The sequence below is a fragment of the Bradyrhizobium sp. CB82 genome (genome assembly GCF_029714405.1).
Lineage (GTDB): Bacteria > Pseudomonadota > Alphaproteobacteria > Rhizobiales > Xanthobacteraceae > Bradyrhizobium.
Map to the genome: position 1 here is coordinate 1754399 of NZ_CP121650.1, position 16298 is coordinate 1770696.

14 protein-coding genes and 1 pseudogene are annotated in these 16298 nt (G+C 63.9%); 8 read left to right on the forward strand and 7 right to left on the reverse strand.

Annotated elements, in window-relative coordinates:
- The first annotated feature begins 28 nt into the window (after positions 1–28).
- From QA640_RS08400 to QA640_RS08410, 3 genes are all read left to right on the forward strand, one after another.
- Positions 29–391, forward strand: a complete 363-nt coding sequence (locus QA640_RS08400; RefSeq protein ID WP_283040239.1) for a hypothetical protein — start codon at positions 29–31, stop codon at positions 389–391.
- 259 nt (positions 392–650) lie between these two features.
- On the forward strand, positions 651–1175 hold the full coding sequence (locus tag QA640_RS08405) for a group II intron maturase-specific domain-containing protein (RefSeq protein WP_283040240.1): 525 nt from the start codon (positions 651–653) through the stop codon (positions 1173–1175).
- A gap of 433 nt (positions 1176–1608) precedes the next feature.
- On the forward strand, positions 1609–2619 hold the full coding sequence (locus QA640_RS08410; protein WP_283040241.1) for a TorF family putative porin: 1011 nt from the start codon (positions 1609–1611) through the stop codon (positions 2617–2619).
- 378 nt (positions 2620–2997) lie between these two features.
- Here QA640_RS08410 and QA640_RS08415 read toward each other — a convergent pair whose 3' ends face one another.
- A complete protein-coding gene (locus QA640_RS08415) occupies positions 2998–4761 on the reverse strand; it encodes an ABC transporter ATP-binding protein/permease (RefSeq protein WP_283040242.1) in 1764 nt (587 codons plus the stop codon).
- A 295-nt stretch (positions 4762–5056) separates the two neighbouring features.
- Here QA640_RS08415 and QA640_RS08420 point away from each other — a divergent pair, with 295 nt between their 5' ends.
- Both QA640_RS08420 and QA640_RS08425 read left to right on the forward strand, forming a co-directional pair.
- Complete coding sequence (locus QA640_RS08420; protein WP_283040243.1) at positions 5057–6721, forward strand: L-lactate permease; 1665 nt, start codon at positions 5057–5059, stop codon at positions 6719–6721.
- Positions 6722–6947: 226 nt separating this feature from the next.
- Entirely contained in the window at positions 6948–7346 is a 399-nt protein-coding gene (locus QA640_RS08425) for an META domain-containing protein (protein ID WP_283040244.1), read from the forward strand.
- 828 nt (positions 7347–8174) lie between these two features.
- Here QA640_RS08425 and QA640_RS08430 read toward each other — a convergent pair.
- From QA640_RS08430 to QA640_RS08445, 4 genes are all read right to left on the reverse strand, one after another.
- Positions 8175–9386, reverse strand: a complete 1212-nt coding sequence (locus QA640_RS08430; protein ID WP_283040245.1) for a hypothetical protein — start codon at positions 9384–9386, stop codon at positions 8175–8177.
- Positions 9387–9397: 11 nt separating this feature from the next.
- A complete protein-coding gene (locus QA640_RS08435) occupies positions 9398–9562 on the reverse strand; it encodes a hypothetical protein (RefSeq protein WP_283040246.1) in 165 nt (54 codons plus the stop codon).
- An 86-nt stretch (positions 9563–9648) separates the two neighbouring features.
- Entirely contained in the window at positions 9649–11280 is a 1632-nt protein-coding gene (gene groL / locus QA640_RS08440) for a chaperonin GroEL (protein ID WP_283040247.1), read from the reverse strand.
- 138 nt (positions 11281–11418) lie between these two features.
- Positions 11419–11715 carry a co-chaperone GroES gene (locus QA640_RS08445; RefSeq protein ID WP_027525027.1) on the reverse strand — a complete coding sequence of 99 codons (297 nt, stop codon included), beginning with the start codon at positions 11713–11715 and terminating at the stop codon, positions 11419–11421.
- Between the two features lie 345 nt (positions 11716–12060).
- On the opposite strand from QA640_RS08445, the gene QA640_RS08450 reads away from it, so the two are divergent.
- On the forward strand, positions 12061–12582 hold the full coding sequence (locus tag QA640_RS08450) for a hypothetical protein (protein ID WP_283040248.1): 522 nt from the start codon (positions 12061–12063) through the stop codon (positions 12580–12582).
- A 181-nt stretch (positions 12583–12763) separates the two neighbouring features.
- On the opposite strand, the gene QA640_RS08455 is transcribed toward QA640_RS08450, so the two are convergent.
- Positions 12764–13537 carry a protein phosphatase CheZ gene (locus tag QA640_RS08455; protein WP_283040249.1) on the reverse strand — a complete coding sequence of 258 codons (774 nt, stop codon included), beginning with the start codon at positions 13535–13537 and terminating at the stop codon, positions 12764–12766.
- 316 nt (positions 13538–13853) lie between these two features.
- Here QA640_RS08455 and QA640_RS08460 point away from each other — a divergent pair, with 316 nt between their 5' ends.
- Positions 13854–14654 carry a L,D-transpeptidase gene (locus QA640_RS08460; RefSeq protein WP_283040250.1) on the forward strand — a complete coding sequence of 267 codons (801 nt, stop codon included), beginning with the start codon at positions 13854–13856 and terminating at the stop codon, positions 14652–14654.
- A gap of 192 nt (positions 14655–14846) precedes the next feature.
- A pseudogene (locus QA640_RS08465) lies at positions 14847–15302 on the forward strand (caspase family protein); the annotation flags it as partial.
- A 55-nt stretch (positions 15303–15357) separates the two neighbouring features.
- Here the strand turns inward: QA640_RS08465 and QA640_RS08470 are convergent.
- On the reverse strand, positions 15358–16179 hold the full coding sequence (locus QA640_RS08470) for a DUF2076 domain-containing protein (protein ID WP_283040251.1): 822 nt from the start codon (positions 16177–16179) through the stop codon (positions 15358–15360).
- Between the last annotated feature and the right edge of the window lie 119 nt (positions 16180–16298).

A 16298-nucleotide genomic window follows, 5' to 3' on the forward strand; every position in this document is an offset into this window, starting at 1 on the left:
ATTGTTCGGCGGCAACAGGAGGATCACGATGGCGAAAGCGAAGAAGAAGAAAAGCAAGAAGGCCAAAAAGGCCAAGAAAGCCGTAGCGGCGAAGAAGATCGCGAAGAAGGCCGGCAAGAAGAGATCGGCGAAGAAATCCGCCAAGAAGGCAGCGAAGAAATCGGCAAGGAAGGCCGCACCAAAGAAGGCAGCCAAGAAGGCTGCAAAGGCGACCGCAAAGAAATCCGCGAAGAAAGCGGCTCCCAAGAAGAGCGCGAAGAAGGCGGCGCCGGCCCCCAAGCCGCCGGCGGCCGTGGAAGCTCCCGCTCCAGAGCCCGCACCGGAGGCGAGCTGGGCGACCCCGTCGTCCTCCGGCAACGGCTCGTCGGCTTCGGCCGAAGGGCAGGGCTAGCTCCCGCTTCGCCCTCCAAACGACGACCAGCAATCCGGAAGGCCGCGGCGGCGACGCTGCGGCCTTTTTGCGTGTGCGCCCGGCATGGGCATTGAGTTGGAGGTGGAAGTCCTCCCGTGAGCTGGTCACAGCGAGCGAAGTGAAGCGCAGAGCGTCGGACCGTGAGGCTGGCGTGAAGGAAGCGTGGAGCGAAGCTGCGGGCCGACGAACAGGAACCGGGAACGTCTATGTTCGGACGCAGCGCGCGGGCGAGCGGGTGATGGCCTCGCTGCGCAAGCAGTTCGGAAAGCTGAAGCTCCGCGTCAACGAGGCCAAGAGCAAGGTGAGACGTGCCACGGCATCGAAGTTCCTCGGCTTCTCGTTCTGGGTGGCCGCGGGGCGGACGATCCGGCGGCGCGTCGCACCACAGGCCATCAAGCGTATGAAGGAGCGCGTGCGAGAGCTGACCCGGCGCAGCGCCGGACGAAGCCTTGCGCAACTCGGCAAACCGCTCGGGGTGTATCTGAAGGGCTGGAAGGCCTACTTCCAACTTGCGGACACACCACGGGCGTTTGCGGACATCGACGGCTGGGTCCGTCACCGCCTCCGGGCGGTGCAACTCAAGCACTGGAAGCGCGGTGAGGTCATCTATCGCGAGTTGCTCGCTCGCGGGGTGCCTCCCGAAGCCGCCAGACGGGTTGCCGCCAACAGTCGGCGCTGGTGGCACAACTCGGCGATGGCGCTCAACATGGCGCTGCCGAACGATCTCTTCAAACGGCTGGGAGTCCCCAAACTTGCCAGCTGACCTCAACCCATCGAACCGCCCGGTGCGGACCCGCATGCCGGGTGGTGTCGCCGGGGACGCGGAGATAACCTCCGCGCCCCTATGCCGATCGACAGATTGCATCAAAGCGCCCCCGTCATTGGCTTCATTTAGCGCCCCTTGGGCTGTGCGTTGATTCGGGTCGGCGCGCACAGCCTGTGCTGCAGGCCCGTAACAACGCGGGGGCCGCAAGCCCTTTGCAATGCAAATAATGTTGTCGAGAAGCAACACATCCTGACAACCTTTCGTGGAATTGCCATAACGCCTAAAAAGTCGGCAGATGCATGTGTTTTTTGCTTCACTGAATGAGCGCCTCGCTCCAGATTGCGGCGGCTAAGAGTGTTGCAGTCAGGGATCGCATGCCCCGGGGGGCGCCGGGATCGGACTGGCCTTAAGATCGGTGATGGGGATTGAAATGAAAAAAGCGGCTTTGTTGGCAACCGCGCTGGCAATGGTGACGGGTTCGGCTCTGGCGGCGGACATGCCGGTGAAGGCTCTGAAAGCGCCTCCGCCGCCCGCCTTTGAGCCCTGGGATATCGCCTTCGGCGGCGGCATCATGAGCGACTACATCTTCCGCGGCATCACGCAGTCGAACCACAAGCCGTCGGTTACGGCCTATTTCGAGCCGCGCTACAACGTCACCAAGGACCTCCAGCTCTATGTGGGCGTGTCCGGTGAGAGCATCTCGTTCCCGAACCGCGCCGCGGCCGAAATCGACGTCTACGGCGGTATCCGCCCGACCTTCGGCGCCTTCGCCTTCGACATCGGTGTCTGGGGCTACCTGTATCCGGGTGGCAGCTGCTTCTTCGGCGCGCCCGGAATCGACTTCGCGGGCAACTTCCAGGGCGCCGAGTGCGCCTCGCAGGCCCTGATCAATGCCAACGTGATCAAGAAGGACCTGAGCTTCTTCGAAGTCTACGGCAAGGCGACCTACACGGTGAACGACAACTGGGCCTTCGGCATCACCGAATACTACACCCCGAGCTACCTGAACTCGGGCGCCTGGGGCAACTACACCTCGGTCACCGGCAAGTACACCGCGCCCAGCACCATCTTCGGCTCGAGCGGCGTCGGCATGTACGTGTCGGGTGAGTTTGGCCGTCAGTGGCTCGGTACCTCCGACAGCTTCTACGGTGTGGCCGCGTTCCCGAACGGCATCAAATATGCCGACTACAACACCTGGAACGTCGGCATCGGCTTCACCTACAAGGTCTTCACGCTGGACCTGCGCTACTCCGACACCAACCTCTCGAAGGGTGACTGCAACGCGTTCACCAGCGACTGGTCGGCCCGCGGCAACATCACCGCCTCCACCGGTACCTTCGTAACCCCGATCAACCCGTCGGGTGTCGGCTCCAACTGGTGCGGCGCGGCCGGTATCGCCAAGCTGTCGTTCGACCTGACGGCGATGACCAACCTGAAGTAAGCGTCTTTCCCTGGACGACTGAAGGGCGGCAGGACAACCTGCCGCCCTTTTGCTTTTGGGGGTGCGGCCCGGCCGTTAGTCTAATTGGTCTTTGGCTGGACGACAGGGCCGCAGGTTCGCTTCACGTCTCCCGCTTGCGGGGTCGGATCGCATCGAAGATACGATCCGGGTGGGACTCTCTCCACGTCAGGGGTATCGATTGCGGCAGCACCCTCACCCCAGCCCTCTCCCGCAAGCGGGAGAGGGAGCGGACCACCATCGCTGAAGCGGGATCAGTTTTGGTTGAATCGGTGCGATGCCGAGGATTCACCTCTCCCCGCTGGGGAGAGGTGTCCCCATGCGGCTGATCGTACTTAATCTCACCACGCTTTAATGAACTCAGCGTACTTCGCTCGGCTCCGCCCGGGCCGGTGCACTGATGCCGCCGAGCACGTGGATATCGCCGTCCGGGACCAGCCTGACGTTGCGGGTGTGAAAGGCCTCCAGCGTCGAGCGGTGGCCGATCGACACGATGGTGGTCGACGGCAGCTTCTCTTCCATGAGGCGGTAGAGCAGGGCCTCCGACGGCTCGTCGAGCGAGGCGGTCGCCTCGTCGAGAAACAGGTAATCGGGCGCATGCAGCAGCGCCCGCGCAACGCCCAGGCGCTGCTGCTCGCCGAGCGACAGCGTCCTGTTCCAGTGCGCTTCCTCGTCGAGCTGCTCGGCAAGTCTCGGCATGCCGACCGTTCTCAGCGCCTCCCGGATCTTGTCGGGCGCGATCGTGCCATGCTCGGCCGGGTAGATCACGGCGTCGCCGAGCGGGCCAATCGGGAAATACGGCCGCTGTGGCAGCATCATCAGGCTGGATTTCCCGGGGATGGCGATCTTGCCGGTGCCGAACGGCCAGATCCCGGCGATGGCGCGGAACAGCGTCGACTTGCCCGAGCCCGACGGGCCGGTCACCAACACGCGCTCGGGGTGCTGGATCGCAAAGGCGTTGGCTGCGACCAGCGGCTTGCCGTTGGGCAGTTTCACCAGCAGCTGCTCGAGAGCGATGGCCTCGCTGCCTGCGGACGGCGTGAAGCCGATGGTCGGCTCGTGCGTGGGGAGATTGGCGGCCGAGCTGACCGACATCTCGAAACCGTCGAGACGGGCGACCACTGCGCGCCATTCGGCGAGCGTCCGGTAGGCGGTGACGAAGAAGGATAGCGCCTCCTGCACGCTGCCGAATGCCGAGCCGGTCTGCATCATGTCGCCAAGCTGAATCCTCTTGGCGAAGAAAGCGGGCGCCACCATCACATAGGGAAAGACCACCGCCGCCTGCTGATAGCTCGCCGTGAATGCGGTGAGACGCTTGGTCCGACTCATGATCGCGTACCAGTTGGCGATGACGAAACCGAAGCGGTGCAACAGCCGCCCTCGCTCGGCGCCTTCACCCCTCAGGAGTGCGATCTGTTCGGAATTTTCCCGCACCCGGACCAGGTTGAAGCGGAAATCGGCTTCAAAGCGCTGCTGCTCGAAATTGAGATTGACGAGCGGTACGCCGATCCAGTGCGTCAATGCCGTACCCAGGATCGCGTAAACCAGCGCACTCCACACCAGAAAGCCGGGGATGACGATATCGGTGCCGGAAATGTGCAGGGGCGCCTTGTCAGACAGACCCCACAGGATGACGATGAACGACGCCAGCGTCACGATCGATGAGAGCAGACCCAGTCCGATCGTCAGCGTTTGCTCGACGAAGTTCTTGACGTCCTCAGTGATGCGCTGGTCCGGATTGTCGGCGGCATCGCCCGTGAGCTGCATGCGGTAATGCGTGGCGCTGTCGAGCCATTCGCCGAGATAGTGCCGCGTCAGCCATTGTCGCCAGCGGATCTGCAGCCACTGGTTCAAATAGAGCTTGTAGACGGCCAGTGCGACGAAAGTGAAAGCGAGGCCAAGGAAGATCCAGATCTCGCGAACGAACTGATCCAGATCATATGCCTGGAGGGCACTGTAGAACCGGTTCTGCCACTGATTGACGAGGACATTGATCGCGACCAGCGCCAGCTCCATCGCGATGACGACGGCAAGCAGGCCGCAGCCGGCCCATTTGTCCTCCGATCGGAAATAGGGGCTGGCGATTCGCCAAACGATCGCGAGCGTCGCGCGGATGTTCTTCACAGATAGGGGTCTCCTGCGGGTAGGCGCAAACGCCTGATGCAATGCCGCAAATAAGCGCGCTTAGACTAAAGTTGCAAATCCGGCGATTTGCGTTGTCCGGGCCGGCAACCCTAGCATGGGCACAACGGCCGCGGGGTGGGGGCCGCCGGGACTTCGCGAGCTTGTGAGCGGATGGGAACCTCCGCAATTCGCGACATGACCGTTTCAGGACCAAAGCTTATCGCGCCCCACGTCAAGCAGGTTCGGCTGTCCACGCTGGCCGCCCTGCCGCACCAACGCGTGGGGGAGGACGAGCATGTGGAATCAAATCTATAATCCGCTGAACAATGCGGCATTGTCGACCATCGCGGCCGCCGTCCCGGTGGTCTCGCTGTTGATCATGATCGCGAGCGGGCGCGTGAAGGCGCATATCGCGGCCGTGATCGCGGTGATCATCACCAACCTGATCACGATCGTCGTCTTCACCATGCCGGTGAACATGTCGCTCCGCGCCTCCGTGCTCGGCATCGTCACCGGCTTCTTCCCGATCGGATGGATCGTCCTCAACGTCATCTTCCTCTACCAGGTGACGGTCACGACCGGCCGCTTCGAACTCTTGAAGCGCGCGGTCGGCGGCGTCACCGAGGACCGGCGCCTGCAACTGCTGCTGGTCGCGTTCTCGTTTGGCGCCTTCTTCGAAGGGGCCTCGGGCTTCGGCACACCCGTCGCGATCACCGGCGCCGTGCTGATCGGGCTCGGCTTCTCGCCGCTCGCCGCCTCCGGCCTGTCGCTGATCGCCAACACCGCGCCGGTCGCCTATGGCGCGCTTGGCACGCCGATCCAGGGGCTTGCCTCCGTCACCGGGCTCGATCCCTATATCCTCGGCGCGATGGTCGGACGGCAATTGCCGTTCTTCTCGCTCATCGTGCCGTTCTGGGTGGTGTGGGCCTTCGCTGGCTGGAGAGGCATGAAGGACGTCTGGCCGGCGATCCTGGTCACCGGCTTGAGCTTCGCGATCCCGCAATTCGTGATCTCCAACTTCATCAATCCCTGGATCGTCGACATCGGGGCGTCGCTGATCTCGATGGGCGCGCTGATCCTGTTCCTAAAGGTGTGGCAGCCGAAGCAGCTCTGGTTGTCGCCGGCGCTGCGGGGCCGCGACGAATCCGCCTCGCAAATGGAAAAGGCGACGCCGCTCGACAAGACGCCGCTGACGCAGTCCGAGCTGTGGAGCGCGCTCCTGCCGTGGATCATCGTCTGTATCGTCATGCTGATCTGGGGCAGCGGGTGGTTCAAGACCTGGGCGAATGGGATATTCACCTGGAACTACGCCGTTCCCGAGCTGCACCAGATGATCAACAAGATGCCGCCGGTGGCGGCGAAGCCGACGCCGGAAGGCGCGGTGTTTGCGTTCACCTATCTGTCCTTCACGGGCACGGGCATGTTGATCGCGGCGATCATCTCCGGCTTCCTGATGGGGGTCGGTCCCGGCCGGCTGCTCGCCGAATATGGCCGCACCATCCGGCTGTGCGCCATCTCGCTGATCACGATCTCGGCGATGCTGGCGATCGGCACGCTGACCCGCCTCTCCGGCGTCGACGCAACGCTCGGTCTCGCCTTCGCGGCAACCGGCGTGCTCTATCCCTTCTTCGGCACGCTGCTCGGCTGGTTGGGCGTGGCGCTGACGGGATCGGACACCGCGTCGAACATCCTGTTCGGCAACCTTCAGAGGATCACCTCCGAGCAGATCGGCCTGTCACCGATCCTGATGGCGGCGGCGAACTCCTCCGGCGGCGTGATGGGCAAGATGATCGACGCGCAGTCGATCGTGGTCGCCTCCACGGCGACGCGGTGGTACGGGCACGAGGGCACGATCCTGCGCTTCGTGTTCTGGCATTCGATCGTGCTGGCCTGCTTGGTCGGCGTGCTGGTGACGCTCCAGGCCTATGTATGGCCGTTCACGGCGCTGGTGCTGAAGTAGCCTCGCGCATCGCAGCGTCACGAAATCCCCGCGGGAAGAGTCCCGCGGGGATTTGCTTGAACGGCGAACCTTCTCAACGCCGTCTCCGTCTTATAGAAGGTGCGGCGGTTCTAAAGCGCGATGAGATTGGGATGAATCGTCGTCGCGCTTTAGGTTGTTGTTATGATCTTTTCGGAAAACCGCTTCGCACTTTTCCGGATCATGCTCTAGACGGTCGAGAGGTCTCATGGTTTCGGTCAAGCGGATGGTGTGCGCGGCTGCCGCGGTGGTGCTGATGGCAGGCGCGGCCCATGCCGAGGACGGCTTTCCCTTCGGGACCGAGATGACGCTCGAAGCCTTGCCGCAGCCCGGCTCGAAGCGCATTCCCAACATCGAGATCGGCGACAATGGCGAGGTGGTGCTGGAGCTCTGGTGCAAGGGCGGCAAGGGCCAGTTCTCGGTTGCCGGCAACACCGTCATCTTCGTTCCCGGCCAGATCCAGGACCGTTCCTGCCCGCCCGCCAAGGCGCAGGCCGATGACGACCTCGTCGCGGCGCTGAGCAGCGTCGAGACCTGGAAGCGCCAGGGCGACTCCCTCACGCTGATCGGTCCCAAACCGCTGCGCTTCCGGACGAACGGGAATTAAGCTTCGCGGCAGCCGGTGCGGCGGCGCCCTCCTTGGGCGGTTACGGCGTCGCGATCAACCCGTTGGCGGTGGCCACGATCCAGCGGCTGCCCCACCGCACGATGGAGTCTATGCGCCCGAGTCCGGGAACAGTGTCGCCGCGTGCGGCCATCCGAATTCCGTCGGGGCCGTCGAGAACGGCAGTTCCGTCCCGAACGTCAACAACCGTCCATCCGGGAATGGTTGTCGGTCGCGTCTCCGGTGCTGGCGCCAGAGGTTGCCGCATGACGGCTGCCGGCGAGGGGAGGCTCGTGTTCGCCTGAGAGGCTAAGCCAGTCGGCAGGCGGGCGGGCGATGTAGCGGACGGCTTGGGAACGCTTCCTACAAAGGCGGGGGCCGCTGTTTGCAGATCCGAGTGAGATGCGGTCTTTCGAGCGCCCTCGACCTTGCCACCGGATCTCGTTTCAGAAGGCTGCGATGAAGCCGTTTGTTTCTGGATCACTGGACGGAGGCTGATCATGCTTGCGAGTTCAGGCCAATTCACGCCTCCCGCCCATCCCAGTCCAAAGCTTGCCGTCAGCGCAATCGTGGACAGCAGAAAGTTGCGCACTCGAACGCCATGCGGGTCCCGTAGCACCAGCACCTCTTCGCGATCGTGGCTCAAGAGATCCCGCAGCCTGGCCGGCTGCCTCGGCAACTGGCCGCCAGCCACATTCCCCAACCAGATGTTTTCAAGGGTACTCGGCTCGTGGTCTTGCATGATGCGACCCACGTTCGGTTACCCGATGATGGCCGCTTAAACTGAATCGAATCTTAACGATCAAGCAAAACGGCTGCGGCGGCGCCTGACTATTTCCACACCGACTTGTCGGCGTCCCAGCGCTGGCCCTTCAACTCCTTCGCCAGCGCCTCGATCGCGCCGTTGTCGTCGGTCTGATCGCCCTCTTCATCGGTGCTCGTTTCATCCGACAGATTGAGCTTGGCGCCGGTGCTCTCGTCGGCCGTGGTGATCGCGGGGCTGCCGACCCAAAGCAGGAGACGGTCGCTGTTGCCGGGCCTGTCGGCCGAGACGAGGCCAGCGATTTCGATCGTGTCGGTGAGCTCGAGTGCCGGGAAATCCTGGTTCGGCCGCTTCAACAGGACCTTGAGCTTGCCGGTGACGGGGTTGAAGCTTTGCGAGACGGGTTTTGCCGCCAGCGTCCGCGCCAGTACGTTCGCGACGGTGCCGGCGAGCCGGTCCCGGCCAATCTTGTCGCCGTCGCGCCAGTCGGCGGCGGAGAGGCGGATTGTGCGGTCCATCTCCATCATACCGGCGGTCCAGCCCGCCGCGGTGACGCCCGGCATCGCCTTGAATTTGGCGAGCAGCGCGCTCGCCCGCTCCGGGTCGACCGACATGTTGATGGTCTGCTCCCCGGCGCGCAGCGCGTCGCAGCCGACCGACAGGCTGGCCAGCGTCACCTCGACATCCTGACCCTTCAGGCTCTTCAGGAAATCGGTCGCCGCCTCTAACTTCACCTTGACCGCGATCGCCTCCGGCGAGACTTCCGTGAAGTCCTTCGGCTGCGGCGTGATGCCGTCGTCCGAGGTCTGGTTGTCCAGAAACTCCTTCTCGCTGAGATCGGAATTGTCGGGGGAGGCGACCACGGTCACGTTGCCGCCGATCGAGATCTGGCCGCGGAACTCGAAGGTGTCGCTGGTCTGCTTGCGCGTCAGCTTGACGGTGACCGGCGCCTTGCCGCCGAGGCTCTGCGTCGTGCCCGTCATCAGCTGGCCGGCGACCGTGAGATTGACGACGAAGCGGTCCTTGCGGTCAGAATTCTTCGCGGCGGGATAGCAGACGTCGAGCACGGCCGAGGTGACCGTCTTGCCCTGGCGGGTCTCCTTCAGGATGACGTCCGCATTGCCGTCCATCAGCCCGTCGATCGAGGTGAAATAGCGCGTCTCGGTTCCGCCGGGCGCCGTGGCCTTCGGCGACAGCTTCATCTGGGCGGACGCGACGTCAGGCGCAACCGCAACCAAAACCGCCAAAAAGCCTATCGAGCAGAACGAAAGCGCGCGCATCGACGAAATCCTCAGAGATGGAGCATGATCCGGAACAGCGTGAAGCGGATTTCCGGAAAGATCATGCTCGAACAATAGCCTGAAGCGCGATGACGATTCATCCCCAGCTCATCGCGCTCTAGAATCGGCGCGCCACCGTAGTGGGTTTTGACCGGCGGTTGAATCGGAATGCGCAAGGCTTGGTCGGCAACGCCATGGTCCGCAAAAAAGAAGGCCGCCCGGAGGCGGCCTTCGTGTGATTCTTGGGCTGGTCGCGACGGGCTCAGAAGCCGCCCATACCGCCGCCCGCCGGCATCGCCGGAGCTGCTTCCTTCTTCGGCAGCTCGGCGACCATGGCTTCGGTGGTCACCAGCAGGCCGGCCACGGAGGAGGCGTCCTGGAGCGCGGTGCGTACCACCTTGGCGGGGTCGATGATGCCCTTCTCGACCAGGTCGACATACTGCTCGGTCTGGGCGTCGAAGCCGAATGTCTCGGACTTGTTCTCCAGGATCTTGCCGACGACGACCGAGCCTTCGAGGCCCGCGTTCTCGGAGATCTGGCGGACTGGGGCTTCCAGCGCCTTCAGCACGATGTTGATGCCGGCCTGCACGTCGGCATTGTCGTTGGACAGACGCCCCACCGCCTTCTTGGCGCGCAGCAGCGCGACGCCGCCGCCGGGCACGATGCCTTCCTGCACGGCTGCGCGGGTGGCGTTGAGTGCGTCCTCGACGCGATCCTTCTTCTCCTTGACCTCGATCTCGGTGGCGCCGCCGACGCGGATCACCGCGACGCCGCCGGCGAGCTTGGCCAGACGCTCCTGGAGCTTCTCACGGTCGTAGTCCGAGGTGGTCTCCTCGATCTGGGCCTTGATCTGGCCGACGCGGGCCTCGATGTCCGGCTTCTTGCCGGCACCGTTGACGATCGTGGTGTTCTCCTTGTCGATCACCACCTTCTTGGCGCGACCGAGCATCTTCACCGTGACGTTCTCGAGCTTGATGCCGAGCTCTTCGGAGATCAGCTGACCGCCGGTGAGGATCGCGAGGTCCTCGAGCATGGCCTTGCGGCGATCACCGAAGCCCGGGGCCTTGACGGCGGCGACCTTCAGGCCGCCGCGCAGACGGTTCACCACGAGCGTGGCGAGCGCCTCGCCCTCGACGTCCTCGGCGACGATGACGAGCGGCTTGCCGGACTGCACCACGGCTTCCAGCACCGGCAGCATGGCCTGCAGCCCGGAGAGCTTCTTCTCGTGCAGGAGGATGTAGGCGTCCTCCAGCTCGGCGGTCATCTTCTCGGCGTTGGTGACGAAGTAGGGCGACAGATAGCCGCGGTCGAACTTCATGCCCTCGACGATGTCGACCTCGGTGTCGAGCGACTTGTTCTCTTCGACGGTGATGACGCCCTCGTTGCCGACTTTCTGCATCGCCTGCGCGATCATCTTGCCGATGGCGGCATCGCCGTTCGCCGAGATGGTGCCGACCTGGGCGACCTCGGAGGAGGCGGCGACCGGCTTGGCGCGCTTCTCGATGTCCTTGATGACAGCCGTAACCGCGGTGTCGATGCCGCGCTTGAGGTCCATCGGGTTCATGCCGGCGGCAACGGCCTTGGCGCCTTCGCGCACGATGGCCTGGGCCAGCACGGTCGCGGTGGTGGTGCCGTCGCCGGCGAGGTCGTTGGTCTTGGAGGCGACCTCACGGACCATCTGGGCGCCCATGTTCTCGAACTTGTCCTCGAGCTCGATCTCCTTGGCGACGGTGACGCCGTCCTTGGTGATGCGGGGCGCGCCGAAGCTCTTCTCGATGACGACGTTGCGGCCCTTCGGGCCGAGCGTCACCTTGACGGCGTTGGCGAGAATGTCGACGCCGCGCAGCATGCGTTCGCGCGCGTCTCCGGAAAACTTGACGTCTTTGGCAGCCATTTTCTGCAATCCTTGATGTTTGGTGATGTGCTCGCCGCTCGTTGCCGGGCAAGGCGCGGCAATCCGTGGCGAAATCATGAACGATGCCCGGATCGAAGGTCCGGGCACGATATTCAGCGGCTGTTCAGGCGGTCGGCCTTAGGCCAGGACACCCATGATGTCCGACTCCTTCATGATCAGGAGATCCTCATTGTCGATCTTGACCTCGGTGCCCGACCACTTGCCGAACAGCACGCGGTCGCCGACCTTGAGGTCGATCGGAATCAGCTTGCCCGCCTCGTCGCGGCCGCCCGGGCCGACGGCGACGATTTCGCCCTGGGACGGCTTCTCCTTGGCGGTGTCGGGAATGATGATGCCGCCCTTGGTCTTTTCCTCGGCATCGATACGTTTGACCACGACACGGTCATGCAGCGGACGAAATTTGGACTTAGCCATGACGTTTCCCTTTGGAAGCTCGCTTCGGAAGCAGCGGAAGTAGGTGAGGGGCCTGCGCCCCCGTCCGACCTCTGTCAGGATCGAATGCCAGGATCGAACGGCGCGCTTTAGCAATCGGGCTTCCCGAGTGCTAATAGTGCGCCCGGAAATATGGCTTGGCCGCGATCCTGTCAAGCAAAGGTGGTTAAGCCATTGGTGAGACGGATATAGGATGTTGACGATCGAAACGAATTGGGGACGCTGGCGTATTCTACGACGTCATTGCCCCGACGGTGGTTTTGCGCTTGGCTGCAGGACGGTGTGGCCAGGCTCGTGTTTGGGGGGCGCTTTGCTCGGGGGAATGCCATGATCAGTTCAGCTCACGCTGGGACGGTTGCCAAGCTGGGCGCCGCCGCGGCCTTGGCGCTGCTGCTGGGCGCATGTGGCGGCGGCATGAGCCTGCCGTCGTTCTCGTCGTCATCGCCGCCGCCCGAGGCCGAGCCCGGCACCGGGCCGGAAATGCCGGCCTCGATCCGCGCCGACGAGATCGTCGGCCGCTGGGGCCTTGCCTCGTTCCAGAACCCGGCCGACCGCGCCCGTACCGAGGCCGCGGCCCGCGCGCAGTGCAAGAATCCCTATGTGATCGGCGCCGGCTCGAGCGGCGGCGTGATCATGCACCTGGCCGACCAGGCGACGCCGCAGGAACTGCGGCTGAAGGGCTCACCGAGCGGCAAGAACTATATCGGACCGCCCGGCGCGACCCCCGGCGAGCAGGACCGTGAGATCGTCTCCTTCGACGGCCGCGTCATGGTCACCCGCTTCATCGACAAGGATGCCGCCACCCGCTACGGCAACATGGTCTACGTCCGCTGCGCGCCACGGGCGTAGTCTCTCCCTTCGTCATGCCCCGCGAAGGCGGGGCATCCAGTACGCCGCGGCTTCTCGACTCCAGCCTCGCCCTCTCTGGAATACTGGATCGCCCGGTCGAGCCGGGCGATGACGGCGGGGGTGGTTCCAAACAAAACGCCGGCTCGGCCCGGCGTTTTGCTTTTCCGTAACTCCGGTCTGCTCAGTCGAACAGGGCGTCGATGTCGTCCTGCGAGGCGTGGCCGACGTCGCCGGCGAGCTTGGGCCCGTTGAGGAGCTTGGCGTCCTCGTCGCGAGTGTCGACGATCGGCGCCGCGTGGGCCTTGATGGCATCGACGCCGCCCCAGATCTCCATCATCGCATTGATGTGCTGCTCGATGAACTTCATCGTGCCCATCACCTTGCTGATGCGCTGGCCGGTCAGGTCCTGGAAGTTGCAGGCCTCGAAGATCGAGATGACGCGCTCCTGGATGTCGTCGGCGAGCTGCTTCTGCTGGTCCACCGAATCCACCTTGGAGAGCGCGCTGGCGGCCTGGTCGATCGACTCGGCTGCTTCGAGGATTTGCTGGGTCGCCTGCTCGGTGCCGCCGACGACGGCGCCGAGCTCGCCATTGACCTTGGCCATTTCGCCACCGTCAAAGCTCTTGCCGTGCAGCGTCGCGATTTCGCGCTTGGTGCGGTTGATGGCGTCGTGAATGAGGTCGAGCTCGACCTTCAGCTTCTCGCACTGCTCGATCTGAGCGCGATAGGTTTCCAGCATCGCGCGGGTCTCAGCGACTTCCTGCGCCACGACGGCATCGCCCGGCGCCATCGATGCCTGCCCGGCGTGGCTGTTGCGCGCCATTTGCGCGCGGATCGCGCGCAGCTCGGCCATGATCTCGCTGTGCATCGGAGTAGCCTCGTCGATCATCTCGGGAATTGGCATCTCGCCGACGATAGCTTCCTCGACGCGAAAACGCTTGCGGTGAACAGCCATATTGGAACTCCCCCCACCTCACTCATGCGGCCTTTGTAGACAGAAGGGATTTAACACGACGTTCACGGCAGCAGCTGCTTTGCGATCGCTCGCGATGCGCATGTCCACCGCCGATTAACCATGCGTATCAGCTGTTCACCGAAAATAAACGCTAGCGGACAAAAGGCGCTGATGTTCGCGACGTGGTGAATCAAGACGCCGTTTCCGTTTACCAAACCAAACGGCTTTTGATCTTAAGTGAGCTTCATCGCCAGGGCACGTCAGTGCTGCGCCCGCCGCGATGAACGCACCAGACGAAACAGTACAGAGTACGTCGATGTTCAAGAATATGTCTGTCGCGCTGCTCGGCAGCGCTTGCACCCTTGTCGCCGGGATCGACCGCGCCGCCGCCTTCGACCATACCGCGCCATCCGATCCGCCCGCCGTGCTTTATGCGCCGCAGGTTCAGCCGCAGCCGATGCGCGTCGCCTCCAATGCCAACATGGGCGGCGGCTTCATCGAATTTCTGTTCGGCGGCGAGGAGCGCGGCCAGCGCTATTATCCGCAGCAACAGCCGACGTATCAACAGCAGCCGGCCTATTACGACCAGCGCCGTTTGCCGCCGATGGGCGAGCCGCGGATGCCGGGCGCGGTGCCGGAGCAGGAGGCAGCCGATCCGCGCTTGCGTCCGTTCGATCCGAAGTATGAAAAACAGCTCGTCGCTTACGAGGGCAAGGAAGGCGCCGGCACCATCGTCGTCGATACGCCCAACAAGTTCCTGTATCTCGTTGAGGGCAACGGCAAGGCGCTGCGCTACGGCATCGGCGTCGGCCGTCCCGGCTTCACCTGGTCGGGTGTGAAGGCGATCACGGCCAAGCGCGAATGGCCGGATTGGACGCCGCCGGCCGAAATGATCGCACGCCGTCCCGATCTGCCGCGGCACATGGAAGGCGGCCCTGAAAATCCGCTTGGCGCGCGCGCCATGTATCTGGGCTCTTCGCTCTATCGCATCCATGGCTCAAACGAGCCCTGGACCATCGGCACTAACGTCTCCTCCGGTTGCATCCGGATGCGCAACGAGGACGTCATCGACCTCTACGGCCGCGTCAATGTCGGCACCAGGGTGGTGGTGATGTGATGGTTTTCTTCGCCTCTCCCCGCCTGCGGGGAGAGGCGAAGAATGCGCGCGCAGCTCGAATTCCTGATGAAAGGAGAGTCTCGGCGCCTTCAACTTTCACCGGCTTTGCGGATAGATCCCCGACCTTCGCCGTAAGAACACGGAGAGCAAGAAGATCGGGCGTTGCGCGTAATCGCTGTGCTGGCGACCCCTGCCGATGGCGACTGGAACGCATCGTCGCAGCGGTCCCTCTCGATGTTCAACAAATATGCCGGGACCAAGTTCGATGTGAGCTCGCGAGCGTCGATGCGTTAGACGCGCTGAAAGCGAAGCAAGGACGCGTCTGTCCGCTGGTCTGCGAGCGCGGCTTCAAGGCTGATGGAGATCAATGCGTAAAGATATCCTGCCGCGCCGGCTACCGCGTGAACGACGACAACGAGTGCGAGAAGGTTCAGGACAAAAAGCCCGTTGCGACCCGCGATGATACACAGAAGCGAGACGCGGTGCGGAAGCAGATCGAAGCGGCACCGGCGAAGCCGTCCTGCATCTGGTCAAATGATTTGTAACAACGCGGGCTGTCGGCCGGTAAGGGCCGGCTGTCGGGTTGCTCCCATGAAGTGCGGAGCCAACTACTGTGGGGGCGGTCTACAAGCGGAAGTGTGTGACTGAGCCAAGCTCGCGGCCGCCGCAAGGGCGGCCGTTTTGCATTTGAAGGTGATGCTGCTTAAGCGTAATCGCTGCCGCCGTCGTCATCGCCGCCGAAATCGCTGTCGTCGGGCATGTCGATGTCGTTGGCGTCGTCATAGTCCTGCTGATCGTCGTTCCGATCGTTCGACGCCTGGTCGAGGAGGCCCTGGCGGGACTCGTCGCGGTCGCGACTGGAGCCGATATCGTTGAGGCCGGCATCGCGCGCGAGCGAGCCACCGGACTGGTCGCTGCCGCCCCAAGGACTGCCGCCGCTGCCTCCACCACGCTCCTCGATGATCGTGGTGTCGCCAAACGCCTGATGCGATCCGCCCATCCCGCCCATCATGTTGCGGATGCCGGAGAGCAATAGCGAGCCGCCGACGACGCCGGCCGCGGCCGCAGCCGCCGTACCGAGGAACGAGCCGCCGCCACCGCCGAAGGGCGGGGCGCCGTAGCCCTGCTGCCCGTAAGGAGGCTGGCTGTAGCCGGGCGGTTGCGCCTGCTGCATCGCCTGGCCGGAGTTCCAGACCGGCCGCTGCTCGCGCTGCGGCACGTTCGGGACCGAGCCGCGCGATTGGCCACCGCCGAACAGGGACTCGCGCATGGAGTCCAGAAAACCGCCTGATTGACTTTGCTGCTGCGGCGCGTTCGCCGCCTCCAGCTCCTGGATGCGGGCATTGGCGCGCTTGAGCGCCTCGTCCTGCAACAGCACGGTCTGCACCAGCGCGTACATGGCATTCGGCGCCTTGTTCAGGCCGTCATTGATCGCGGCGATCGCGTTCGGATCGCGCGGTGCGTTCTCAAGCTTGGAAAGCCGGTCGAAAAGCTCGTCGACGAGCTGGCGTTCTTGCGGCGTCATGATCGATCTCCCTTGCGCGAACCAAGCGCGCCGAAGATGTAGGGTTCCATTGTGGCGCCAACAGTAGGCGGCGGATTAAATTTCCGTATGCGACAAGCTGCCCGGTGCCTTGCGCCCGG

Bases quoted from the DNA above. Each gene is read 5' to 3' on its own strand.
- QA640_RS08400 (WP_283040239.1), top strand. From the start codon at position 29: ATGGCGAAAGCGAAGAAGAAGAAAAGCAAGAAGGCCAAAAAGGCCAAG.
- QA640_RS08405 (WP_283040240.1), top strand. From the start codon at position 651: ATGGCCTCGCTGCGCAAGCAGTTCGGAAAGCTGAAGCTCCGCGTCAAC.
- QA640_RS08410 (WP_283040241.1), top strand. From the start codon at position 1,609: ATGAAAAAAGCGGCTTTGTTGGCAACCGCGCTGGCAATGGTGACGGGT.
- QA640_RS08420 (WP_283040243.1), top strand. From the start codon at position 5,057: ATGTGGAATCAAATCTATAATCCGCTGAACAATGCGGCATTGTCGACC.
- QA640_RS08425 (WP_283040244.1), top strand. From the start codon at position 6,948: ATGGTTTCGGTCAAGCGGATGGTGTGCGCGGCTGCCGCGGTGGTGCTG.
- QA640_RS08430 (WP_283040245.1), bottom strand. From the start codon at position 9,386: ATGCGCGCGCTTTCGTTCTGCTCGATAGGCTTTTTGGCGGTTTTGGTT.
- groL (WP_283040247.1), bottom strand. From the start codon at position 11,280: ATGGCTGCCAAAGACGTCAAGTTTTCCGGAGACGCGCGCGAACGCATG.
- QA640_RS08445 (WP_027525027.1), bottom strand. From the start codon at position 11,715: ATGGCTAAGTCCAAATTTCGTCCGCTGCATGACCGTGTCGTGGTCAAA.
- QA640_RS08450 (WP_283040248.1), top strand. From the start codon at position 12,061: ATGATCAGTTCAGCTCACGCTGGGACGGTTGCCAAGCTGGGCGCCGCC.
- QA640_RS08455 (WP_283040249.1), bottom strand. From the start codon at position 13,537: ATGGCTGTTCACCGCAAGCGTTTTCGCGTCGAGGAAGCTATCGTCGGC.
- QA640_RS08460 (WP_283040250.1), top strand. From the start codon at position 13,854: ATGTTCAAGAATATGTCTGTCGCGCTGCTCGGCAGCGCTTGCACCCTT.
- QA640_RS08470 (WP_283040251.1), bottom strand. From the start codon at position 16,179: ATGACGCCGCAAGAACGCCAGCTCGTCGACGAGCTTTTCGACCGGCTT.